This window comes from Streptomyces sp. BL1, assembly GCF_057628045.1.
The window spans coordinates 5,517,428-5,540,556 of the sequence record NZ_JBXYWZ010000002.1 but is presented as its reverse complement, the minus strand read 5'-3'; the positions used below and the strand labels follow the sequence as shown (position 1 = coordinate 5,540,556).

The 23,129-nt window shown below is 71.5% G+C and carries 22 protein-coding genes; 14 read left to right on the top strand and 8 right to left on the bottom strand.

Translation table 11 applies throughout. The features are described from left to right. Positions 1-31 precede the first annotated feature (31 nt). From npdG to AC3AGO_RS24325, 5 genes are read right to left on the bottom strand one after another with little or no spacing between them, the layout of a single operon-like run. Positions 32-733: an NADPH-dependent F420 reductase gene (npdG, locus tag AC3AGO_RS24345; RefSeq protein WP_487822363.1), complete on the bottom strand. Its 702-nt coding sequence runs from the start codon at positions 731-733 to the stop codon at positions 32-34. 58 nt (positions 734-791) lie between these two features. Beyond that, positions 792-1,652, bottom strand: a complete 861-nt coding sequence (locus tag AC3AGO_RS24340; protein ID WP_487822362.1) for a carbohydrate ABC transporter permease — start codon at positions 1,650-1,652, stop codon at positions 792-794. Then, positions 1,649-2,689, bottom strand: a complete 1,041-nt coding sequence (locus AC3AGO_RS24335) for a carbohydrate ABC transporter permease (protein WP_487822361.1) — start codon at positions 2,687-2,689, stop codon at positions 1,649-1,651. Before AC3AGO_RS24335 ends, AC3AGO_RS24340 begins: the two co-directional genes overlap by 4 nt. Continuing rightward, positions 2,686-4,017 (bottom strand): ABC transporter substrate-binding protein, encoded by a 1,332-nt coding sequence (locus AC3AGO_RS24330; RefSeq protein WP_487822360.1) that lies wholly within the window; start codon positions 4,015-4,017, stop codon positions 2,686-2,688. The genes AC3AGO_RS24335 and AC3AGO_RS24330 overlap by 4 nt, the downstream gene beginning before the upstream one ends. Next, positions 4,014-5,105 (bottom strand): sialidase family protein, encoded by a 1,092-nt coding sequence (locus AC3AGO_RS24325; RefSeq protein ID WP_487822359.1) that lies wholly within the window; start codon positions 5,103-5,105, stop codon positions 4,014-4,016. Before AC3AGO_RS24325 ends, AC3AGO_RS24330 begins: the two co-directional genes overlap by 4 nt. Before the next feature lie 229 nt (positions 5,106-5,334). Here AC3AGO_RS24325 and AC3AGO_RS24320 point away from each other — a divergent pair, with 229 nt between their 5' ends. The 7 genes from AC3AGO_RS24320 to AC3AGO_RS24290 all read left to right on the top strand — a co-directional run bounded on the left by AC3AGO_RS24320 (position 5,335) and on the right by AC3AGO_RS24290 (position 13,634). Next, entirely contained in the window at positions 5,335-5,955 is a 621-nt protein-coding gene (locus AC3AGO_RS24320; protein WP_487822358.1) for a hypothetical protein, read from the top strand. A gap of 103 nt (positions 5,956-6,058) precedes the next feature. Continuing rightward, positions 6,059-7,216: a substrate-binding domain-containing protein gene (locus AC3AGO_RS24315; protein WP_487822357.1), complete on the top strand. Its 1,158-nt coding sequence runs from the start codon at positions 6,059-6,061 to the stop codon at positions 7,214-7,216. 123 nt (positions 7,217-7,339) lie between these two features. After that, the gene (locus AC3AGO_RS24310; RefSeq protein ID WP_487822356.1) at positions 7,340-8,704 is read left to right on the top strand and encodes an ABC transporter substrate-binding protein; all 1,365 of its coding nucleotides are present in this window, start codon (positions 7,340-7,342) and stop codon (positions 8,702-8,704) included. Then, complete coding sequence (locus tag AC3AGO_RS24305; RefSeq protein WP_487822355.1) at positions 8,701-9,678, top strand: carbohydrate ABC transporter permease; 978 nt, start codon at positions 8,701-8,703, stop codon at positions 9,676-9,678. The genes AC3AGO_RS24310 and AC3AGO_RS24305 overlap by 4 nt, the downstream gene beginning before the upstream one ends. Further along, positions 9,675-10,583, top strand: coding sequence for a carbohydrate ABC transporter permease (locus AC3AGO_RS24300; RefSeq protein WP_487822354.1), 909 nt, complete (start codon positions 9,675-9,677; stop codon positions 10,581-10,583). Before AC3AGO_RS24305 ends, AC3AGO_RS24300 begins: the two co-directional genes overlap by 4 nt. A 70-nt stretch (positions 10,584-10,653) precedes the next feature. Next, the gene (locus tag AC3AGO_RS24295; protein ID WP_487822353.1) at positions 10,654-11,679 is read left to right on the top strand and encodes a hydroxyacid dehydrogenase; all 1,026 of its coding nucleotides are present in this window, start codon (positions 10,654-10,656) and stop codon (positions 11,677-11,679) included. After that, positions 11,676-13,634 (top strand): DUF2264 domain-containing protein, encoded by a 1,959-nt coding sequence (locus AC3AGO_RS24290; RefSeq protein WP_487822352.1) that lies wholly within the window; start codon positions 11,676-11,678, stop codon positions 13,632-13,634. The genes AC3AGO_RS24295 and AC3AGO_RS24290 overlap by 4 nt, the downstream gene beginning before the upstream one ends. 62 nt (positions 13,635-13,696) lie before the next feature. On the opposite strand, the gene AC3AGO_RS24285 is transcribed toward AC3AGO_RS24290, so the two are convergent. Next, positions 13,697-13,945, bottom strand: coding sequence for a hypothetical protein (locus AC3AGO_RS24285; protein WP_487822351.1), 249 nt, complete (start codon positions 13,943-13,945; stop codon positions 13,697-13,699). A 52-nt stretch (positions 13,946-13,997) separates the two neighbouring features. On the opposite strand from AC3AGO_RS24285, the gene map reads away from it, so the two are divergent. Together map and AC3AGO_RS24275 are read left to right on the top strand one after the other, a co-directional pair. Next, complete coding sequence (gene map / locus AC3AGO_RS24280) at positions 13,998-14,855, top strand: type I methionyl aminopeptidase (protein ID WP_487822350.1); 858 nt, start codon at positions 13,998-14,000, stop codon at positions 14,853-14,855. 67 nt (positions 14,856-14,922) lie between these two features. Continuing rightward, positions 14,923-15,456, top strand: a complete 534-nt coding sequence (locus tag AC3AGO_RS24275) for a hypothetical protein (protein WP_487822349.1) — start codon at positions 14,923-14,925, stop codon at positions 15,454-15,456. Positions 15,457-15,583: 127 nt separating this feature from the next. Here the strand turns inward: AC3AGO_RS24275 and AC3AGO_RS24270 are convergent, their stop codons facing one another. Both AC3AGO_RS24270 and AC3AGO_RS24265 read right to left on the bottom strand, forming a co-directional pair. Further along, entirely contained in the window at positions 15,584-16,318 is a 735-nt protein-coding gene (locus tag AC3AGO_RS24270; protein ID WP_487822348.1) for a phosphorylase family protein, read from the bottom strand. A gap of 144 nt (positions 16,319-16,462) precedes the next feature. After that, the gene (locus AC3AGO_RS24265; RefSeq protein ID WP_487822347.1) at positions 16,463-17,254 is read right to left on the bottom strand and encodes an SDR family NAD(P)-dependent oxidoreductase; all 792 of its coding nucleotides are present in this window, start codon (positions 17,252-17,254) and stop codon (positions 16,463-16,465) included. Between the two features lie 35 nt (positions 17,255-17,289). Here AC3AGO_RS24265 and AC3AGO_RS24260 point away from each other — a divergent pair, with 35 nt between their 5' ends. From AC3AGO_RS24260 to AC3AGO_RS24240, 5 genes are all read left to right on the top strand, one after another. After that, entirely contained in the window at positions 17,290-17,772 is a 483-nt protein-coding gene (locus tag AC3AGO_RS24260) for a cupin domain-containing protein (RefSeq protein ID WP_487822346.1), read from the top strand. A gap of 208 nt (positions 17,773-17,980) precedes the next feature. Continuing rightward, positions 17,981-19,144 (top strand): iron uptake system protein EfeO, encoded by a 1,164-nt coding sequence (gene efeO / locus AC3AGO_RS24255; protein ID WP_487822345.1) that lies wholly within the window; start codon positions 17,981-17,983, stop codon positions 19,142-19,144. A 10-nt stretch (positions 19,145-19,154) separates the two neighbouring features. Further along, positions 19,155-20,537 (top strand): iron uptake transporter deferrochelatase/peroxidase subunit, encoded by a 1,383-nt coding sequence (gene efeB / locus AC3AGO_RS24250; protein ID WP_487822344.1) that lies wholly within the window; start codon positions 19,155-19,157, stop codon positions 20,535-20,537. Between the two features lie 4 nt (positions 20,538-20,541). After that, positions 20,542-21,408 (top strand): iron uptake transporter permease EfeU, encoded by an 867-nt coding sequence (gene efeU / locus AC3AGO_RS24245; protein WP_487822343.1) that lies wholly within the window; start codon positions 20,542-20,544, stop codon positions 21,406-21,408. 68 nt (positions 21,409-21,476) lie between these two features. Continuing rightward, complete coding sequence (locus AC3AGO_RS24240) at positions 21,477-23,111, top strand: IS200/IS605 family accessory protein TnpB-related protein (protein ID WP_487822342.1); 1,635 nt, start codon at positions 21,477-21,479, stop codon at positions 23,109-23,111. The last annotated feature ends 18 nt before the right edge of the window (positions 23,112-23,129 follow it).

Below are 23,129 nucleotides of genomic sequence, written 5' to 3'. Positions count from 1 at the left end.
GTGCCGCGGCGGACCGCTGGGAGGGTGTGCCTCAGATGTCGGTGAGGCGCACCCCGGCGTGTGCCTTGTAACGGCGGTTCACCGAGATGAGGTTGGCGACCAGGGACTCCACCTGGTGCGCGTTCCGCAGCCGGCCCGCGAACACGCCGCGCATGCCGGGGATGCGCTGCGCCAGCGCCTGGACGGTCTCGCAGTCGGCGCGCACCTCGCCGAGCACCATCACGTCCGTCTCGATCTCCTCGACCTCCGGGTCGGAGAGCAGCACGGCGGACAGGTGGTGGAAGGCGGCGGTGACGCGCGACTCGGGCAGCAGCGCCGCGGCCTGTTCGGCGGCGCTGCCCTCCTCGGGCTTCAGCGCGTACGCGCCCTTCTTGTCGAAGCCGAGCGGGTTGACGCAGTCGACGACGAGCTTGCCCGCCAGGTCGCCGCGGAGCGCCTCCAGCGTCTTGGCGTGCCCGTCCCACGGCACGGCCACGACCACGATGTCGGAGCGCCGGGCGCACTCCGCGTTCTCCAGTCCCTCGACGCCGTGGCCGAGTTCGGCCGCGGCCTGCTCGGCGCGCTCCGCGGCGCGCGAGCCGATCACGATCTTCTGGCCGACCCGGGCGAGCCGGTAGGCCAGGCCGCGGCCCTGGTCGCCGGTGCCGCCGAGGACTCCGACGGTGAGCCCTGACACGTCGGGCAGGTCCCAGGGGTCCTTCTTGGGCGCGGGTGATGCAGTGGGAGAGGTCATACGAGGATCCTGCCACCACCGCGGTACGGGACGCCCGCACCGTACGGCGTGAAGGTGATCACGCCTTGACACTGCCCTCCGTGAGTCCCGCGCGCCAGTACCGCTGCAGCGCGCCGATGAGGATCATCAGCGGCACCACGGACAGGAACGCGCCGCCGACGGTGTACTGGTAGAGCTCGGGCTGCCGGTCGGCGAAGCCCTGCCAGCTCGTGAGGCCCAGCTGGATCGGGTAGAGCTTCGAGTCCGCGAGCATCACCAGCGGCAGGAAGAAGCTGTTCCAGATGTGCACGAACTGGAAGAGGAACACCGTCACCAGCGCGGGGACCATCATCCGCAGCGACAGCGTACGGAAGATCCGCAACTCTCCCGCGCCGTCGATCCTGGCCGCCTCCAGCAGCGAGTCGGGCACGGCGGCCGCGGCGTAGATCCGGCACAGGTACACGCCGAACGGGCTGACCATGCTGGGCAGCAGCACCGACCAGTACGTGTTGGCCATGCCGGCCTCGCTGAACAGCAGATACAGCGGCAGGGCCAGCACGGTCTGCGGGAGCAGTACGCCGGCCAGCACGATGTTGAAGATCGTCTCGCGGCCGCGGAACGCGTACTTGGCGAGCGCGTAGCCGGCGGCCGCGGAGAACAGTGTGGCCGTCAGCGCGCCGATCCCGGCGTAGATCAGGCTGTTCAGGGTCCAGCGCAGATAGATCGCGTTGTCGAAGGCGAGCATGTCGCCGAGCCGTTCCAGCGGACGCGGGTCGGAGAACCAGAGTCCGAAGCTGCCGAACAGTCCCTCGGTGCTCTTCGTCGCCGAGACCACCAGCCAGTACACCGGCAGCAGGAAGTACAGCATCGCGATCGTCAGCACGGTGAGCGTGATGATCCGGTAGCGGACGGGGACGCGGCTGATCGTTTTCATGCTCATGCGCGCTCCCCCGTGGATGCTCCGTTGCCGCTCCCGCCGCTGCCGGTACGGGACTTGCGCTTCCGTTTGCGGGTGCGCTCCGCGGCCTGTCCGCCGACGAGCCGCAGGAAGCCGAACGACAGCACGCACGCCAGCAGCGCCAGGATCACGGCTTCGGCGGCGGCCGAGTGCTGGTTGTTGCTCTTGAACGCCTCGGTGTACGCGTGCAGGTTCGGCGTGAAGCCCGAGTCGATGGTGCTGGTCAGCGGCTTGAGCACCATGGGTTCCGCGAACAGCTGGATGCAGCCGATGATGCTGAACACGGCGGTGAGCACCAGCGCGGGCCGGATCAGCGGGATCTTCACATGCCGGGCCACCTGCCAGGCGTTGGCCCCGTCGATCCGGGCCGCCTCGTACAGATCGGGGGAGATCGACTTGAGCTGGGCGACCAGCACCAGCATGTTGTAGCCGGTGAACTGCCAGACGACGATGTTCGCGATGGACCAGAGCACCGTGTCCGGCCCGAAGAAGTCCAGGTTCCAGCCGATCCCTTCGGCCATCTCCACGAACGGGCTGATGCCCGGTACGTAGAGGAAGCCCCACAGGATCGACGCGATGACGCCGGGCACCCCGTACGGCAGGAAGTACGCCGTGCGGAAGAAGCCGACCCAGCGGGCTGAGGTCGCCTCCAGCAGCAGCGCCAGCATGGTCGCGAGGATCAGCATCACGGGGATCTGCACGACGGCGAACAGCAGCACCCGTCCGAAGCCGGCCAGGAAGCGGCTGTTCTCCAGCGCCTGTACGTAGTTGTCGAGGCCGGCGAACACGGTCTGCGTGGTGCCGAGTCCGAAGTTCCCGCTGCGCTCGACCGTGAACAGGCTGGTCCACACGGCGTACAGCACCGGCGCGATGAAGGTGAGCAGGAACAGCACCGAGAACGGCAGCAGGAAGCCGAACGCCGCGCGGCGTGTGGTGCGGCGGTGCGGGGACGCCTTCGGTTTCCCTCCGGGCTCCGGTCCCGGTGGGCCGGACGGGCGGTTCGTCACTGAGGTCGTCATCCGGCCCTCACCTTCAGCCCTTTGTTCTTGAGGTCCTCGACGTGCTCCTTCTGCACCTTCTGCAGCACCTTGCGGAAGGAGATGCCCTCGGCGAGCGCGTCGTTGAAGGCGTCCCAGAGCCGGAGGTTGAGCGTGTCCATCAGCGGCCCCCACTGCCAGCTGGTGTCGACGGCGCGGTCGGCGCGCTCGAAGACCGTGCTGTAGTGCTGGCCGCCGAAGAACTTCCGGCCCATCTCGGTGTCCTGCGGCTTCCAGCCGGTCTTCGCGGCGGGCCAGCCCGCACCGCCCTTGATGAGGGCCTGCACCGCGCCGGGGTCGGAGTTCAGCCACACGGCGAAGTCCATGGCGTCCTGCGGATACGTGCAGCCCTTGAAGACCGCGGTGGTCGAACCGCCCCAGTTCGCCTGCGCGTTGCCGCCCTCCTGCCACTGCGGCAGCGGGTACGCGCGCCACTTGCCGGCCGTCGGGCCGCCGTTGCCGACGAGCAGGGCGTCGCCCCAACTGGCGGCCAGCCAGCCGATGATGGAGCCGGTCTGCACGTCCTTGTACCAGGCGTTGCGCTGGTCGGGGATGGTCTTGACGAGCTTCCTGCGGACCAGGTTCTCCCAGTAGTCGGCGACCTTGCGGGTCGGCCCGTCGTCGATGGTGATGATCCACTCGTCGCCCTCGACGCGGAACCACTTGGCGCCCGCCTGCCACGCGTAGCCCGTGAACCGCATGGAGTTGGGGCTGGCGAAGGTCTCGATGTACGCGTCGTGCTTCCGGACCTCGGCGGCGGCCTGTTCGTACTCGTCCCAGGTGCGGGGCACGTCGATGCCCCACTTCTCGAACAGGTCGGAGCGCAGGTACATGCCCATCGGCCCGGACGCCTGCGGGATGGCGTACACGGACTTGCCGAACACCGACTGCCGCCACTGCCAGCCGGTGAACTTCTTCTTCGCCTCCTCGGCGCCGCGCAGCGTGGTGAGGTCGGTCAGCGCGTCCTCCAGCACGAAGGCGGAGATGATCGGGAACTCGATCTGCGCCAGATCGGGCGGATTCCCGGCCTTCACCGCGGAGTTCATCTTCGCGTACTGGATGCCGTCGATCGCCGACAGCAGCTCCACCTCGACCTGCACCTCGGGGTGCGTCTTGTTCCACAGGTCGACCGCGTTGCCGATCATCGGCACCCAGGACCAGAAGGTCAGGTTGATCTTCTGGCCCTGTTTCCGCACCTTCGGCGCCGTCTCCCCGCCGCCGCACCCGCCGAGCGCGAACGCCGACGCCGCGGCTGCGGTCCCGCCGAGGACGGCGCGCCTGCCGGGCCCGCTCCCGTACCTGCCGCTCATGCCAGCTCCTCCGTCGGGATCCGCCGGAACGTGATGGTCTCGTAGGGGGTCTTCTCCCCTGTTTCATAGAGCAGTCCGGCCGCGCCGTCATCGGCCCGCACAAGATCGGAGTACGCGGCGGGCCGGTCGTCGGCGGTGTGCACGGGGCGCCAGCTCACCCCGTTGTCGCTGCTCGCGCGCACTGTCATGCGCCGGCGCACGGACGGATCGCCCGGTGCGGCGAACAGCAGCACGTCGGGGGCGCGCAATTGCAGCACGCTCCCCTGGACGACGGGCGCCGTCAGCTCCGGTACGGGCTCGAAGGGGGCGGTGAGCGTGGCGCCGCCGTCCGGGGACCAGGCGTGTGCCCGGCTCCCGGGGGCCGGCGAGTCGTTGCGGGTGTTCAAGTAGAGCCGCCCGTCGGGGAGTTCGGTGCCGGTCGTCTCGTTGACGTTCACCCGTCCGTCGGTGTTGTCGTCGAGGTAGCCGGTCCGCCAGGTCTGCCCGCCGTCGTCGCTGAGCAGCGCGTGCCCGCCGTTGTACTTGCCCTCGGTGCCGTTGTCGCCTCCGGCGGGCGGCAGGGAGTGGTTGGCGGGGACCACGAGCCGGCCGGTGTACGGCGGCTGCCGCAGCTCCACCGCGTGCCCGGGGGTGGTGGCGTACCAGCGCCAGGAGCGCGCCTTGACCTGCGCGGTGATCTCGCGGGCCGGCGACCAGGTCTGCCCGCTGTCGTCGCTGTGCCGCACCCAGACGCGCCGTCCGTCGGCCGCGGAGACCTGGCCGCGCCGGATGCGGGCCTCGGTCGCCGTGGCGGCGTTGCGTATGAGGACCAGCACGACGCGCCCGGTGCCGGCGAGCACCACGGGCGCCGGATTGCCGGCCGTGCCGGTGCCGTTCCCGTCGACGACCTGGAGTGCGCTCCAGGTCAGACCGCCGTCGGTGGATCTTTTGCGGACGACGTCGATGTTCCCGCTGTCGGCGGAGGAGTTCACGCGGCCCTCGGCGAAGGCGAGCAGCGCACCGTCCGGGGCCCGGACGCAGGCAGGGATCCGGAAGCTCGCGTAACCGTCGTCCCCGGAGCGGAACGGCACGGAAACCTGGTACGGCATGGAGCGACTCCCCCACCTACCGGATGTAGGACGTCCCTTGTCCTGCGGTGACAGTAAGCACCCCCCTACGGGCCGTCAAGAAACCGCGCACAACGGTCTGTCGGGGTCGCGCGGGCGCACTCCCCACGCGACGGCTCCCGGAACCGCAGCCCCTCTGACGACCACCCGTTCCGGGGATTGTCTGGCCGAATTTCCGCACCGGCGAGCGGTTCAGGTCCACAATCCGTCCATGGATGCCGTACGGGTCGCGTTGCTGCGGGAAGTGCTGGCGGGGACCGAGTGGGTGCAGGCCACCCGGCGGTTCGCGGGGGCGCTGCGGTCGTCGGTCGTCCCCCGGGGAGGCGGTCTGCTGCTGGTCGGCACGGAGGCGTACGAGCCGTGGCATCTGGCGGCCCATCTGGACGACGAGGCGGCCTGGTCGGGGCTTCCGGAGCTGTCGCCCACGCTGGTGCGGCACCGGGTTCCGCACTCGGCGCCGGCCCATCTGTCCGTCGGTCTCGGCCGGATAGCCGCGGCGGGGCGCGCCCAGACGCTGCTGGTGGTGGCGCCGGAGCAGCCGGGCGAGGGGCTGCTGGAGCGGGTGCAGGACGCCCGCAGGGCGGGTGCGACCGTGCTGGCGCTGGACGACGAAAGCTCCACGGACCAGGGGGAGTTGCACGGCATCGCGCACGACGCGCTGACGGCACGGACCGACGAGGTCGGTCTCGACACCGTGCAGCATCTGGTGAGCGCGGCGGCCGGGGAGAACGGTCTGCCGGTGCCGGGGCCGCGCACTTCGCGGCGCGGTTTCCGCGACCGGCTCTCCCGGCTGGCGGACCAGTTGACGGCGCCCCCGCCCAGCCGCTGGTGACCGGCCCTGCGGACGACGGGCCCTGCCGATGACGGCCGCCCGTGCCGGGCGATCGTTATGCTTCCGCGAAAGCGGTCAAACGAACATGCGAGGGGCGGCGGGCATGCGGGAGTCTGTGGAGCGCAGGCGGCAGCGGATAGTCGACGCGGTGCGGGCCCGCGGCATGGCCCGGGTCGCCGATCTGGCAACGGAGTTGGAGGTCTCCCCCGTCACCGTGCGCCGCGACGTCGAGGGCCTCGCGCGGGCCGGGCGGCTGCGCCGCAGCTACGGCGTCGTGCGTGCGACGGAGACCTCGCCGGACGGGGTGCGCGGCAGGATCGCGGCGGCCGACAGTGACACGGTGGGCCTGGTGGTGCCGGAGCACCACGCGTACCTCTTCGAGACGGTGCACGGGGCGCGCGCCGTGCTGGAGGAGGCGGGGCTGCGGCTGGCGCTGCACATCGCGCCGCAGACGGACGGCGCCGAACACACCATGGCGCGGCGGGCGTTGCGGGACGGGGCGCGCGGTCTGCTGATCGCCCCGCGCTGGCGCAGCGCGGAGGCGGAGCGGGCCGACGCGGGCTGGCTGACGGGGCTGTCCGTGCCGGCGGTGCTGATGGAGCGCAGGCCGGCGCCGGGCAGTCCGCTGCACGCCATGGACTCGGTGCGCTCCGACCACTGGTACGGCACGCATCTCGCCGTCTCGCACCTCGTCGCGCTCGGGCACCGGCGGATCGTGCTGGCCGCGCGGGACGACAGCCCGACGGCGCGTTCGGTGCGGGCCGCCTTCGCGCAGATCGCCGAGGAGCGCGAGGAGATCAAGGACTGGGCGGTGGTGCTGAGTTCACCGCAGGCCGGGCCGGGGCCGGACGGCGCGGGACGGAACGGGACGCCCAGCAGCCCGGCACCGGACTGGGTGCCGGACGGGGCGCAGGGCGCGCCGCTCGATCTGGCCGCCGTGCTGCGCGAGCACGGCGCGACGGCGGCCGTGCTGCACGGCGATGTGGACGCGCTGATGCTGGTGCAGCAGTTGCAGGACGCGGGCCTGCGGGTGCCGGGCGACTGCTCGGTGGTGGCGTACGACGACGTGGTGGCCTCCCTGGGGAGTACGCCGCTGACCGCGGTCGCGCCGCCCAAGGAGGAGATCGGCAGGGCGGCGGCCGAGTTGCTGCTGCGCCGTCTGCGGCATCCGGAGGGAGCGCGCCCGGAGGCCCTGCGCCGCGTCGAGTTGCTGCCGGAGCTGCAGGTCCGCGGATCGACGGCGGAGACGGAAACCGGATGAGCGTTTGACCGCTTCACTTTCTTTTGAGCGTTCCATTGACCCCCTGTGCGGAAGCGCTCAGGATTCCCGTGCTGTCACCGCTGAGGCCGTTCGCCTCACAAGCCACCAGCCGCGGGAGGCACCGTGCGTCGTCCGCCCCGTCGTACCCGACTGACCGTCACCGCCGCCGCGTTGGCCCTGCTGTGCACCGCCGCGGGCACTGCCTGCTCGGGCACGGCGGCCGACGGCGCGCAGCGCGCGACGAGCCGTGAGGGACCGGTCCACATCACCTTCTGGTCCGCGCTGCGCGGCAGCCAGGAGGTGGTGGACGCCTTCAACCGGACACACGACGACATCCACGTCGACTTCCAGCAGGTGCCCAGCGGCACCCAGGGCGGCTACGCGAAGCTGAGCAACGCGGCCCGCGCCGGCAATGCCCCCGATGTGGCCACCCTCGAATATCCGCAGGTCCCCGGCTATGCCATCGACGGCGTCGCCCGCGATCTCACCCCGCTGCTGAAGAAGGACCTGCGCCGCAAGCTGCAGCCCGAGGCGCTCGCCCTCACGACCTTCGAGGGCCGCACGTACAGCGTGCCGCTCGACGTCGAGCCGATGGTCTACCTCTACCGCAAGGACGTCTTCACCCGGCACGGCATCGAAGTCCCGCGCACCTGGGGCGAGTTCACCGAGGCGGCCCGCGAGGTGAAACAGAAGGTGCCGGGGGCCCGCATCGTCAATCTGCCCACCGACGGCGCCCCGCTGTTCGCCGGGTTCGTCTGGCAGGCCGGCGGCCGGTGGTTCGACACCCGGAACGGCAGCTGGCAGGTGTCCATGGACGACGCCCCCACCCGCAAGGTCACCGGCTACTGGCAGCGGCTCCTCGACGAGGACCTCATCACCGCCAACAGCGGCGACACCCAGCTGGGTACGGCGCAGCTCGGCAGCGGCAAGGTGCTGAGCAAGCTGACCGGTGCCTGGGACGCGGGCGCCCAGATGTCGGCGCACCCGGACCAGAAGGGCAAGTGGGCCGTGGCGCCCCTCCCTCAGTGGGAGGCGGACAGGGGCCGGCCGCGGATCGGCACCCAGGGCGGCTCGACGTTCGCCGTCACCCGGGACAGTCGACATCCGCGCGCCGCCATGGAGTTCATCGAGTGGCAGGTCTCCAGCCCGGAGGCTCTCAAGGCCCGGCTGTCCAGCGGCATCAGCAGCCAGTACCCGGCCGTGCCGTCCCTGGTGCCCGTCGCCCGCAAGGCGTTCGACGAGAGCTACTACGACGGCCAGGACGTCTACTCCCTGTTCCGCCGCGAGACCCGGCACATCACCGGACAGTGGCGCTGGGGTCCGCGCATGACCGCCACCCACAAGTCGCTGCAGGACGGCATGGCCCGCGCGAGCGGCGGCGAGGGCACGCTGCTCGGCGCCGTCCGCGAGTCCCAGCGCTCCACGCTGCCCGACCTGAAGTCCCTCGGCCTCGACGTGACCGTACGGAAGGGAGGTCGGGGCCGGTGACCGCGACGACCACCTCTGCTCCGGCAGCACGCGCCGCGAAGACGGCACCCGGTACGCCCGCCGTACGGAACACCGCGCGCAGGAAGCAACTCGGCGCCTGCGGCGTCCTGATGACGCCCTTCTTCGTCCTGCTGTGCACGGTGTTCCTGCTGCCCGTCGGCACCGCCGTGTGGCTGAGCTTCTTCAGCGACGACCAGCCCGGCCTCGGCTTCGGCCCCGAACGCACCGTCTTCGCGGGGCTGCGCAGCTATCAGGCCGTGCTGGCCGACCCCACGTTCCTCTCCGGGCTCGGCGTCACCGTCCTGTACTGCGTGCTCTACATCCCGCTGCTCGTCGTCGCCGCGCTGGCGCTGGCACTGCTGCTGGACTCGGGGGCCGTACGGCTGCGCCGCACCGTCCAGTTGGGGCTGTTCCTGCCGCACGCGGTGCCCGGCATCATCGCCGCGCTGATCTGGCTGTACCTCTACACGCCGGGCCTCAGCCCCGTCGTCGACCTGCTCGCGAAGGGCGACATCCACATCGACTTCCTCGGTGTGCACACCGTGCTGCCCTCCATCGTCAACATCGCCGTGTGGAGCAACCTCGGCTACAACATGGTCATCTTCTACGCGGCGCTCCAGGCCATCCCCCGCGAGACGATCGAGGCCGCCGTCGTCGACGGCGCGGGCCCGCTGCGCACCGCGCTCCAGGTGAAAGTCCCGCTGGTGCGCGCCTCGTCGGTGATGGTCGCGATGTTCACGCTGATCGGCGCGCTCCAGCTGTTCACCGAGCCGATGCTGCTCAGCCAGACCACTCCGATGGTCGGCTCCCGCTTCACGCCGAACATGTACATCTACGACGCGGCCTTCAACCGCAACAACTACAGCCTCGCCGCGGCCGCTTCCGTCGTCCTGCTGCTGGTGACCATCGCCCTGTCGTACGGGGTGGCCCGCTGGTCGAACCGCGCCAACTCCGCCGAAGGGGAGGCCCGATGAGCACCCAGGCCCCGGCCCGTACGCCCGCCGCGAGGCGTTCACCCGCGCCGCGTACGGCCCGCGCTCCGCGGTCGCGGCTGCTCGGCCGCGGCGCGGTCAACGCGGTCGTCGCTCTGTCCGCGCTCTACACACTGCTGCCGCTCGCCTGGCTGCTGCTGGCCGCGACGAAGAACCGCTCCGCGCTGTTCTCCTCCGACCTGCTGTCCCTCGGCGACTTCTCCCTCGGCACGAACCTCTCCGAGCTCTTCGCCATGGACGGCGGGCTGTACGGCCGCTGGTACGCCAACAGCCTGCTGTACGCCGTCCTGGGCGCGCTGCTCGGCTCGATGATCAGCGTCGCCTGCGGCTACGCCTTCGACAAGTACGCCTTCCGGCACAAGGAGAAGCTGTTCGGCCTGGTGCTGGCCGGCGTGATGGTGCCGCCGACCGTGCTCGCGCTGCCGCTGTATCTGCTGGCGTCCCAGGCGGGGCTGGTCAACACCTTCTGGGCGGTGTTCATCCCGGTCCTCTTCAACCCCTTCGGCGTCTATCTGGGCCGGATCTTCAGCCAGGGCTACGTGCCGAACGAGGTGCTGGAGGCGTCCCGGATGGACGGCGCGGGGGAACTCCAGACGTATGTGCGCGTCTCTCTGCGGATGCTGGGGCCGGGCTTCGTCACCGTCTTCCTCTTCCAACTGACCGCGATCTGGAACAACTTCTTCCTGCCCATGGTGATGCTGTCCGACCAGGACCTGTATCCGGTCAGCCTCGGCCTCTACACGTGGAACAGCGCCGCCACCGTCTCCCCCGAGTACTACCCCGTCGTCGTCACCGGCTCGCTGCTCGCGGTGGTGCCGCTGATCGCCGCGTTCGTGCTGCTCCAGCGGTACTGGCGGTCGGGGCTCACCGCGGGCAGCGTCAAGTGACGTGCCGCCCGGGCGGATCCGCCCACCCGGGCCCGTACGTCCGCCCGTCCGCTCACCGTCCTGGAGGGACATGCCGCACCGCCCGCACCCCCCGCACCGCCCGCGCGCCGCACTCGCCATGAGCCCCGACGCGGCCGCGGCCCTGCTCAACCCCGGCACTCTCGACGCGCTCGCCGAGCACACCGACCTCGAACCGCTGCCCGCCCTCGACGACTTCGGCACCGAACACGCGCGCAAGGTGCTCGGCAGCACCGAGATCCTCGTCACCGGCTGGGGCTGCCCGCCTCTCGACGAGACGGTGCTCACCGCCGCGCCCCGGCTGCGCGCCGTCGCGCACACCGCGGGCACCGTGCGCCACCACGTGACGGACGCCTGCTGGCAGCGCGGCATCGAGGTCTCCTCCGCGGCCGCCGCCAACGCGCTGCCCGTCGCCGAGTACACCCTCGCCATGATCCTGCTCGCCAACAAGCGCGTCCTGGAGTCGGGACGCGACTACGCGGCCGCCCACGGCGCGACCCGGATCGGCTCGCACTCCACCGTCGGCAACTACCGCCGTACGGTGGGCATTCTCAGCGCCTCCCTGACAGGCCGGCGCGTCATGGAGCTGCTCCGCGCCTTCGATCTGGAGGTGCTGCTGTACGACCCGTACGTGGACGCCGCGGAGGCGGAACGGCTGGGCGCCCGTCCGGTGGCGCTGCGCGAACTGTTCGCCGCCTCCGACGTGGTGAGCGTGCACGCGCCGCTGCTGCCCGCCACCCGCGGCCTCGTCGGGCGCGAACTCCTCGCCGCGATGCGCCCGGACGCCACCCTCATCAACACCTCCCGCGGCGCCGTCCTCGACCAGGACGCGCTGACGGACGCGGTACGGGAGGGCCGGATCCGGGCGGTGCTCGATGTGACGGAGCCCGAAGTGCTGCCGTCCGGGCACCCGTTGTGGGACTGCGAGAACGCGCTGATCACCCCGCACGTGGCCGGCTCGCAGGGCAACGAGCTGCGGCGGCTCGCCGAACTGACGGTGAGCGAGGTGGCGCGCTGGGCGCGCGGTGAGGGTTTCCTGCATCCCGTACGAGCGGAAAGGCTGGCGTTTCTCGCATGACTGCTGCCCCCGGACTCTCCCCCACTCTCGGACTCCCCTCCCCCGACCCGGAGTTGAGCCCCTACACCGGCTGGACCCGCGCGCACTGGGAGGCCACCGCCGACGGCCTGCTCGGCGCCGCCTGGCGCTGGGCCACCCCGCGCGGCGCGCTGCTCGACCTGCCGGGCCGGCCCTCGGTGTCGGGGGTCCGTTCGGACGGCCTGGAGGGGTACGCCCGGACGTTCCTCGCCGCCGCGTTCCGCGTCGCGGGCGCCCGGGGAAAGGACCCCTACGGGTGGCTGGACCGGTACGCGGAGGGTCTCGCCGCGGGCACCCGTACGCCCGGCCGCGACGACGCCGAGTCCTGGCCGCTGATCCTCGACCACACCGTGCAGGGCCAGCCGATGGTGGAGTCCGCCTCGGTGGCGCTCGGCCTGCGGCTCACCGCGCCGTGGCTGTGGGACCGGCTGGACAGCGGTGTGCAGGACAGGGCCGAGGAGTGGCTGCGGGGCGCGCTGCGGCACGCGCCGGCGCCCAACAACTGGTACCTCTTCCCGCTGTCGGTGGCCGGCTTCCTGGAATCCGTGGGCCGCGGCGACACCGAGACGGCACGGGCCGTCGAACGCGGACTGTCCCTCCTGGAGGGGTGGTACCGGGGCGAGGGCTGGTACGCCGACGGCGACGGCCGCGCCTTCGACCACTACAACGGCTGGGCCCTGCACCTGTATCCGACGCTGCACGCCCATCTCGCCGGAGACCAGGGCCAGTTGGAGCACCACGGTGCCCGGCTGCGGACCCATCTGGAGTCCTTCGGGCTGCTGTTCGGCGGCGACGGCGCACCCGTCCACTTCGGCCGGTCCCTCACCTACCGGTTCGCCGCCGGCGCCGCCGTGGGGCTCGGCGCGGTCACCGGGCACACGCCGCTGACGCCCGGCGCCTCACGGCGCGTCCTCAGCGGCGCCGTCCGCTACTTCCTCGACCGGGGCGCGGCCGGCGAGGACGGGCTGCTCTCCCTCGGCTGGCACGGCCCGCACGCGCCGACCCTGCAGCCCTATTCGGGTCCGGCCTCCCCCTACTGGGCGTCCAAGGCCTTCGTGTGCCTGCTGGCCCCCGACACCCATCCGCTGTGGACGGACCGCGAGGAGCCCGCACCCGCCGAGGGCCCCGACCGGGCCCTCGCGCTCCCCGGCGCCGGGCTGCTCGTGCAGACCACCGGCCGGGACGGGGTGGCCCGGCTGCACAACCACGGCAGCGACCACATGCGGCCCACCGCCGCGGAGGAGACGGCCGCCGAGGACCCCCTCTACTCCCGCTTCGCCTACTCCACCCGTACGGGGCCCACCCCGCGCGGCAACACCCCCGACAACCACGTGGCGGTCGAACTCCCCTGGGCGCCGGGCGCGTTCAGCACCCGCTGCCGCATCCACCCGCTCGACGCGGACACCGCGCCGGACGGCTCCTGGGCCTGGGCGGCCTCCTGGCACACCCCGGCCTTCCCCCCGGGAACGGCCGGGGCGCCCGGGCTGCGGGTGGAGAGCGTCACCGTCGTACGGGGCCGGTACGAACTGCGGGTGCACCGCGTGACGGGCGCCCCCGAGGGGGCCCGGATCCGCGTGACAGGCTGGGCCACGGGACCCGAGGACACCGTGACCTCCCAGCTGTACGGGCTGCACGGCTGGCCCGGGCCCGAACCCTCCTGGACCCGCGCCCCCTACGGCACGGCCTTCACCCCGTGGGGGCTCGTGCCCACCCTGACGGGGCCGCTCCCCGGGACGGAGTCCGCGGCCCTGACGGGGTCCGCCGGGAGCCGGCTCTTCGTGACCCTCGCGGCCCTGACGGGGGAGCCCGCCCCGGACCCCCTCGCCGGTGCGGCCCGGCTGGTGACGGCGGAGGCCGGGACGGTGGAGGTGGCCTGGGCGGACGACGGGGCGCGCACCCGCGTGGGCTTCAACCCCGTGACGGTGGACCGGGAGTGAGGGCGGACCGGGAGTGACGGCGGGCGGGGCGTACGAACACCCCGCCCGTTGCCGCCCGGCGTTCAGGAGGCCCGGTCCTCGCCGTCCGCTCCGTCACCCCGGCCGGACTTGTCGTGCCAGCGCGGGTCGTTCTCCCACTCGGCGTTCCGGTCGTGGGCCGTCTCCATCGCGCGGGCGGCCTCCTCACGCGTCCCGTACGGGCCGAGCCGGTTCTTCGCCGGGCACTCCGGACCCTCCTCGACCTTGCTGTGTTCCAGGCAGTAGTACCACTCGCCGGGTTTGCCGGCTGTCTTGCGCTTGAAGAGAGGCATACGCCAATGCTCCCCCACCAGGCATCCGCCGACCACGGTTAGACTCGCAGGCATGTCTGGCCAGTCTCTTCTCGTGCCCGGAACGGTCTCCCCGATGCGTACCGTCCCCGCCTCCATCCCGCGCCCCGAATACGTCGGCAAGGACGCGCCCTCGCCGTACACGGGGCCCGAGGTGCAGGACGCCGAGACGGTGGAGAAGATGCGGCACGCGGGGCAGATCGCCGCACAGGCGCTGCAGGAGGCCGGCAAGCACATCGCGCCCGGCGTCACGACGGACAAGCTGGACGAGGTCGCGCACGCCTACATGTGCGACCACGGCGCGTACCCCTCGACGCTCGGCTACCGCAAGTTCCCCAAGTCGCTGTGCACCAGCCTCAACGAGGTGATCTGCCACGGCATCCCGGACTCCACAGTGATCTCCGACGGCGACATCGTGAACCTGGACGTCACCGCGTACATCGGCGGGGTGCACGGCGACACCAACGCGACCTTCCTCTGCGGCGACGTCGACGAGGAGTCCCGGCTGCTGGTCGAGCGCACCCGCGAGTCCCTGAACCGCGCCATCAAGGCGGTCAAGCCGGGCCGGCAGATCAGCGTCATCGGCCGCGTCATCGAGTCGTACGCGAAGCGCTTCGGCTACGGCGTGGTCCGGGACTTCACCGGCCACGGCATCAACACCTCGTTCCACTCGGGCCTGATCATTCCGCACTACGACGACTCGCGGGCGACGACCGTGATCAAGCCGGGTATGACGTTCACCATCGAGCCGATGCTCACCCTCGGCACGCACGAGTGGGACATGTGGGAGGACGGCTGGACCGTCGTCACCAAGGACCGCAAGCGCACAGCCCAGTTCGAGCACACCCTGCTGGTCACCGACAGCGGCGCCGAGATCCTCACCCTGCCCTGAGCCTGGTCCGTATCGCCGTGGCCGAACACCGCCGGAGCACTCCGCCGCATCGTGCATGATGATCGGCATGAGTGAACAGCACGTGGTGGACGCCTCCTTGGCGATCGATGTGGACGCGCAGGACGAAGCAGCACTCCTCGCGCTTGCGGACGGATATCACGCACGGACCACCCGCTTCCTGGGCCTGCGGCGCGCCGGGGACCACTGGGTGAAGGCGTACGCGATCGAGGCGCCCGGCCGCGAGATAGGCGAGCGGGAAGAGGCCGCGGCACTGAAGCTGGCGGCCCGTCAGCTGCTCCTGGACCGGGCCGCCGGCTCCACGGGGATCGGCTGCGTGATCGCGCACGCCGGCGCCGACGGCGACTACGTGCTGGTGCAGAGCTGGGTGGAGGGTTACATGTCCCGGCTCGCCGTCTTCGCGGGCCCCGCCGGGGAGCCCGAGGCGCTGCGCCCGGCGTCGTCCGGGCTCGCCCCGTGCGTCTGGGAGGCCGCCGTGATCGGGCACGAACGGGCCGCGTACGTGAACCGGATCCTCAACGTCCGCAGCCCCCTCGCCGACCGGCTCCGCAACTGGGCCGTCGACGTCCTCCCGCCCTCCTGACGCTCACCCCTTCCCGTACGGCCCCTCCCCGGAGGGGCCGTACTCCGTGACCCCGGAGCCCTGTCAGGGCCGGCGACCCCGACAGGGGCTCGGGGCAGGGCCGGTCAGGGACCGTCAGGGGCGCGGTTCAGGGGCGCGCGTCCGCCACGAGTGCGTCGAGGGCCGCCCGCAGGGCCGTGTCGACGGCCTCGCCGACCTCCGTACGGTCCGGGCGGTAGTCCGACATCTCCGCGTCGCCCGCGGCGAGGGGGTTCCCGTCCAGGGCGAACACGCCCGCCGCGCGCGCCCCGTGCTGAGCCGCCGTCACCAGCAGCGCCGACAGCTCCATTTCGACGGCCACGCAGCCGGCCCGCTGCCACAGTTCCAGCTCGGAGCCGAGGACGGGCGACGGGTAGAAGAGGTCGGAGCTGAGCACCACCCCGCACTCGGCCTCCGGCAGCCGGCGGCGCAGCGCGACCGTCAACTCGGCGTCGCAGAACGCCGGATAGGACGCCGGGACGAGCCGCTGCGTGGTCCCCTCGTCGCGTACGGCCGCCGCGGCGACCACCACGGAGCCGGACCCGAGGTGCGGCTGCATCCCGCCCGCCGTCCCGGCCCGTACGATCCGGCGCGCCCCGGCCCGGCACAGCTCCTCGAAGCACACCGCGGCCCCCGCCGAGCCGACACCGTGCGAGATGACCGTCACCGACGTGCCGTTGTGCCGCCCCGCGTAGCTGACGTACTCCCGGTTCGAGGCGAACGGCCGTGCCTGGTCCAGCATTTCGGCGGCCCGCTCCGCACGGTCGGGGTCCCCGACGACGAGCGCGCAGGGCGGCAGCCCGTCCACGGGGAGTCGGGTGAGGGGCAGAACGGCGGTGCTCACAGCGGTGCTCCCGGTGCGTCGGCGGTACGGAAGCCCGACTGTACGGAGCCGGGCCCCCGCCCTCCACCAGGCAGCGCCCGGACGGAGGGCAGTGTCCGGACGAAGGGCAGTGTCCGGACGGGGGCAGGGGCCCGCTGCCGCGGCTCACCAGGTCGGGTGGACCGAGACGCCGCCGTCCACGGTGAGGTCCTGGCCGGTGATCCAGGAGGCCATCGGGGAGGCGAGGAAGACGCACGCGTCGCCGACGTCCTCCGCCGTGCCGAGCCTGCCCAGCGGTGCCGCGGCGCGCCAACGGGCCACGCCCTCCGGCCAGTCGGACTCCAGCGTGTCGTGTCCGATGAGCCCCGGGGACACGGAGTTGACCCGGATACCGTCGGGGGCGAGTTCGAGGGCCGCGGTCCGCGCGTGCATGAGGACGGCGGCCTTCGAGGAGCAGTAGTGGGAGTGGGCGTACTGCGGCTGGGAGCCCTCGATGGAGGCGATGTGGATGACGGACCCGCCCCCGCCGCCGCGCATCACGTCCGCCGCGGCCTGGGTCGCGGCGAAGGTCGCCGTGGTGTTGGTGTCCACGACCTCCCGCCACTGGGCGGCCGTCATCTCCCGCAGCTCCTGGACGGGTTGGACGCCCGCGTTGTTCACCAGCACGTCGAGCCGGCCGTACGTGTCCACGGCGCACCGCATCAGCGCGGCGCACGCCTCGGGGTCGGTGAGGTCGGCGCGTGCGGCGACGGCGCGCCCGCCGTCGGCCTCGATACGGGAGACGACGTGCCGCGCGGCGTCCGCTCCGGAGCGATAGTGGACGACGACCGCCGCTCCCGCGACCGCCAGCCGCCGGGCGATGCCCCGTCCGACGACGCCGCCGGCGCCGGTGACGACGGCGACCCGGCCGTGCAGCGAGGGCAGTTCGGGAATGTCCGCCTGGGGCAGCTCCGTCATGGCGAGCACACCTCCACATCTGCTAGGGGATCTCCATGCATACACCGAACCCGTACGGGACGGGCTCCGACCCCCGTCAGGGGCGCGAACTCGCGGACGCACTCGGCCTGGAGCCGCTCCCCGAGGAGGGCGGGCTGTTCCGCCGTACGCACATCGACGGACACTCGTCGGCCATCTACTTCATGCTGGTCGCGCCCGACGTCTCCGCACTGCACCGCCTGCGGTCCACGGAGGTCTACCACTGGTACGGGGGCGCCCCGCTGCGTCTGCTGTTGCTGCGTCCGGACGGCTCGGCGGAGGAGCCGGTGCTCGGACCGGACGTGGCGCGCGGGCAGCAGCCCCAGCTCGTCGTACCGCCCGGTGTCTGGCAGGGCTCGTCCACGGCGGACGCGTGGTCGCTGTGCGGGACGACGATGTCGCCGCCGTTCGGCTGGGGCGGATTCGAGCTCGGCAGACGGGGACCGCTGACGGCCCGTCACCCGGAAAAGGCGCAGCGTATTGCGGAGTTGACCCCCTGATGGGATGGAACGCCACTCACTGACCGATTTTTCCACTCACGTGCGGATGACCCGGGACCGTAGTCGTGGAATTGAGAGGAGCGTCACCGCTGAGCGGGGAACTCAGAGGGAATCGTTGAGGCAAGCCTAAGTTAACTTAGGTCCGCCTCAAAAACCGGGAGACGGTGCCCCCACCGCCGGCTTCCGCTTCCCCGAAGCAGGAGTCCCCATGCGAACCATCCGCTCGCTCACCGCAGTCGCCCTCGCCACTGCGCTCACCGCGGCGGCGGCGGGCTGTGCCAAGAAGACCGACGTCGCGGACGCGGAGAAGAACGGCGCGATCGGCGTCACCGCCTCCGACTCGGCCTGCAAGGTGTCGAAGAAGGAGTTCCCCGCGGGCCACGTGAAGCTCGCCGTCGAGAACAAGGGCAGCAAGGTCACCGAGGTGTACGTGTACGCCCCCGGCGACCGCATCGTCACCGAGCGGGAGAACATCGGCCCGGGCACCAGCACGAACATCACCGCCGAGGTGAAGGCCGGTTCGTACGAGATCGCCTGCAAGCCCGGCATGAAGGGCCACGGCATCCGCCAGTCCGTGAAGGCGAAGGGCGGCGCCGCCGCGAAGGAGCTGGACCCGCGGCTGGCCAAGGCCGTCGCGAAGTACCGCTCGTACGCGCAGGATCAGGCCGACGAGACGCTGCCGAAGGCGCAGAAGTTCGCCGACGCCGTACAGGACGGCGACATCGACGAGGCGAAGAAGCAGTACGCCCCGTCCCGCGTCGGCTGGGAGCGCACCGAGCCGGTCGCCGAATCGTTCGGGGACATCGACCCGAAGGTCGATGTGCGCGAGGACGGCCTGGAGAAGGGCCAGAAGTGGACCGGCTGGCACCGGCTGGAGAAGGCCCTCTGGAAGGACAAGAAGATCGGCGGCGAGGAGAAGAAGCTCGCCAAGCAGCTGATGACGGACCTCAAGGACTGGCAGAAGAAGGTCGGCAAGGCCGAGATCACCCCCACCAGCATGGCGAACGGCGCGAAGGAGCTGCTGGACGAGGTCGCCACCGGCAAGGTCACCGGTGAGGAGGAGCGCTACAGCCACACCGACCTGGTCGACTTCAACGCCAACGTCGAGGGCGCGCAGAAGAGTTACGAGCTGCTCCGCCCCGTCGTGAAGGAGAGCGACCCGGTGCTGGTGAAGAAGCTGGACTCGGAGTTCGACTCGCTCTTCGAGCTGCTGGACGGACACCGCGAGGACGGCGGCAAGGGACCGGTGGACTTCGTCGCGTACGACACCGTCGGCAAGGGCGACCGCAAGAAGCTGTCCGACGGCGTCAACGCGCTGGCCGAGCCGCTCTCCCAGCTGGCCGCCGCCGTCGCCAAGGTGCAGACGAAGTAAGGGGCCCGTCATGAGCGACAAGAACCACGACGCCGACGGCACTGCCACCGGCGCCGGCACCACCGACAGCACCGCTTCCGCCGACAGCACCGCTTCCGCTGCCGGCACCCCCGCGGCGGAGGCGGCCCCCGCGAAGACGGCCCCCTCCCGCCGTGCCCTGCTCGGCTGGGGCGGGGCCGGGCTGGCCCTGGGCGCGGCCGTCACCGGCGGCACGGCGGTGGCCGTCCAGGGCGGCGAAACCGCGGACGCCTCCACGGGCCCCGCGCCCGTGCCGTTCCACGGCGCGCACCAGGCCGGCATCGGCACGGCCGTACAGGACCGGCTGCACTTCGCGGCGTTCGACGTGACCACGAAGGACCCCGAACTCCTCGTCGCCGTCCTCAAGGAGTGGACGCGCGCGGCGGAGCGGATGACCGCGGGCAAGCCGGTCGGCGACGGCGCCGCCGGCGGCCTCGCGGAGGCCCCGCCCGACGACACCGGCGAGGCCCTCGGCCTCGACCCGGCACGGCTGACCCTGACGTTCGGGGTCGGCCCGTCCCTCTTCGACGGCCGGGAGGGCTTCGAGAAGCTGAAGGACAAACGTCCCGAAGCCCTCGTGGATCTGCCGCAGTTCGCCGGGGACGACCTCGATCCGGACCGCGGCGGGGGCGACTTGTGCGTCCAGGCGTGCGCGGACGACCCGCAGGTCGCGGTGCACGCGATCCGCAATCTGGCGCGCATCGGCATGGGCACCGTCGCCATCCGCTGGTCGCAGCTGGGCTTCGGCAAGACGTCCTCGACGACGCCGGGCGCCCAGACCCCGCGCAACATGATGGGCTTCAAGGACGGCACCCGGAACATCGACGGCTCGGACGCCGCCGCCCTGCGCAAACACGTCTGGGTGGACGGGAAGACGGGCCCGGACTGGATGGCCGGCGGCTCCTATCTGGTGGCCCGCCGGATCCGGATGCACATCGAGACCTGGGACCGCACCTCGCTCAAGGAGCAGGAGGACATCTTCGGCCGGAACAAGGGCGAAGGTGCCCCGGTGGGCGCGCGCAAGGAGCGGGACGAGCCGCGGCTGAAGCGGATGCTGCCGACCGCGCACGTACGGCTGGCGCACCCCGACAGCAACGGCGGCGCCCGGTTCCTGCGCCGCGGCTACTCCTTCACGGACGGCACGGACGGTCTGGGCCGGCTGGAGGCGGGGCTGTTCTTCCTCGCCTACCAGCGGGACATGCGCGAGGCGTTCATCCCCGTACAGCGGAATCTCGCCCGGACCGACGCCCTCAACGAGTACATCCAGCACGTCGGTTCGGCCGTCTTCGCGGTGCCCCGAGGGGTGCGGGACGGCAAGGACTGGTGGGGCCGCGGTCTCTTCGACGACGGCGGCACCACGGAAGAGGAGAAGTGACGCCATGTTCGGCAACTATCTGATCGGGCTGCGCGAGGGCCTGGAGGCGTCCCTGGTCGTCTGCATCCTCATCGCCTACCTGGTGAAAACGGACCGGCGCGAGGCACTGCGCCCCATCTGGCTCGGCGTGGCGACGGCGGTGGCCATCAGTCTCGCCTTCGGCGCCTTCCTCCAGTACGGCTCGCAGCAACTCACCTTCGAGGCACAGGAGTTGCTCGGCGGTTCGCTGTCCATCGTGGCGGTGGGCCTGGTGACGTGGATGGTCTTCTGGATGCGGCGCACCGCCCGCCATCTGAAGGCCGACCTGCACGGCAAGCTGGACCAGGCGATCGCGCTGGGCACCGGCGCGCTGGTGCTCACCGCGTTCCTCGCGGTCGGCCGTGAGGGCCTGGAGACGGCCCTGTTCATCTGGACGGCCGTGGAGGCCTCGGGCGACGGCGTACGCCCCCTGGTGGGCGCCGTGCTGGGCCTGTTGACGGCGGTCGTGCTGGGCTGGCTCTTCTACCGCGGCGCCCTGCGCATCAACCTCTCCCGGTTCTTCACCTGGACCGGCGGCGCGCTGAACGTCGTCGCGGCGGGCGTCCTCGCGTACGGCTTCCACGACCTGCAGGAGGCCCGCTTCCTGCCGGGCCTGGACAACAAGGCGTTCGACGTGAGCGAGGCCGTCCCCCAGGACAGCTGGTACGGCACCCTCCTCAAGGGCACCGTCAACTTCCAGCCCGACCCCACAGTTGTGCAGGTCATCGTATGGCTGGCCTACCTGGTCCCGACGATGCTCCTCTTCTTCCTCCCCCAACGAAAGCCCCACCCTTCCGCCACCGAGCCCGCCACCGGAAGCCCTACGGCCCCCCAGGAGACCGCCGGAGGGTGACGAGTTGTTGATCGAGCCGGACTGATCAGTGGGCGTTACCACGCGGGACTGAATGGCGCTATCAGCCTATGAATCGCACCCTGGACGCGCCGTTCGTTGCGCTCGGCGCGTCCGGGGTGGCGGTCCGGGACCGGCTCAAACACCTCACCGCTGCGGATGAGCATGTGCTGCGGCAGGTCGGTGCGCACTTGGGTCACTTGGCCGGAATCGACCTCAAGGCCCGCTGCGCACACGGCCTGGAGCACGGTCCGGATTCATGGGCGGCGCGCAAACAGGGCCTGACGGCCGGCTCGTCGTCACGGTGGGCGGGGGCGATCACGAAGGGCACGCACGATGAGTGGGCACTCTCGCGCCGTTGCCAACTCGCCCATCTCCACAATCTGGAGGCGAGGGTGCGCATGCTGAGGCACCGCCTGTCGCTGCCGCTCGGGGAGAAAGGGACGAAGCGGATGCCGGGCGGCTACTGCTCGCGGGGCGAGTGGTTTCGCAAGTCCCGCCGCCTGCAGACCCTGGAACACCGCCTCGAAGTCGCCCGTAATGGCTGGGAATCCGGCCAGGTCCGGGTGGTGCGTGGTGGCCGACGTCTGCTGAACAACCGTCACCATCTGGAGGCGGCCGGGCTCAGCGAGGAGGGGTGGCGGCAGCGGTGGGAGGCAGCGCGCTGGTTCCTGGCCGCCGATGGCGAGACCGGCAAGCGCTACGGCAACGAGACGATTCGCGTCACCTCGGACGGCGAAGTCTCCCTCAGACTGCCCGCACCGCTGGCCCACTTGGCCAACGCTCCGCACGGCCGCTACGTCCTGTCCACGCAGGTGCAGTTCCAGCACCGGGGCGAGGAGTGGCTCGACCGCATCGAGGCGAACCGGGCCATGGCCTACCGCATCCACTTCGACGTGGGCCGGGACCGCTGGTATCTCACCGCGTCGTGGACCCGGCCCGCAGTCCAGGCGGTACCGCTGGAGACGGCCCGCGCCCAGGGCATGGTCGGCGTGGACACCAATGGCGATCACCTCGCCGCCTACCGCCTTGACGCGCACGGCAACCCGGTCGGCGACCCCAAGCGGTTCTTCTACGATCTCTCCGGGCCGGCCGCCCACCGGGACGCCCAGATCCGCCACGCCCTCACCCGCCTGCTGCACTGGACGAAGCGCTCCGGCGCCACAGCGATCGGCATCGAGAACCTGGACTTCGCGGCGGAGAAAACCCGCGAGAAGCACGGACGCAAGAAGCGGTTCCGGAAGCTGATCTCCGGCATGCCCACCGGCCAACTCAAAGCCCGCATCGTCTCCATGGCCACCGAGCACGGCCTGGCGATCGTCGCGGTCGACCCGGCCTATACCTCGCTCTGGGGCGAGGAGCACTGGCGCAAGCCCCTCACCAGCCCGAACAGGAAGATGTCCCGTCACGATGCAGCCAGCATCGCGATCGGCCGACGCGCCCTCGGCCATCCCGTCCGACGACGGACGACACCGCCCCGCGACGACCAGAGCGATCGTCGCGGGCATCGGACCGTCCAGGCCGACCGGACTGTCCGAGGGCGTGAGGAAACCCGCCATCCCGCCACGGAACGTGCACACGATGCACGAAGCCGGGCGAGGCCTACGAGAACGCGGGAGACCAGCGCATCCAACACCGTCCGGGATGCGCCCAGTTCCAGGACGTGGGGCCAGACCCATGTCCTGAACACTGGCCAGGAACGGTAAGGTTCTGATCCGCGAAGG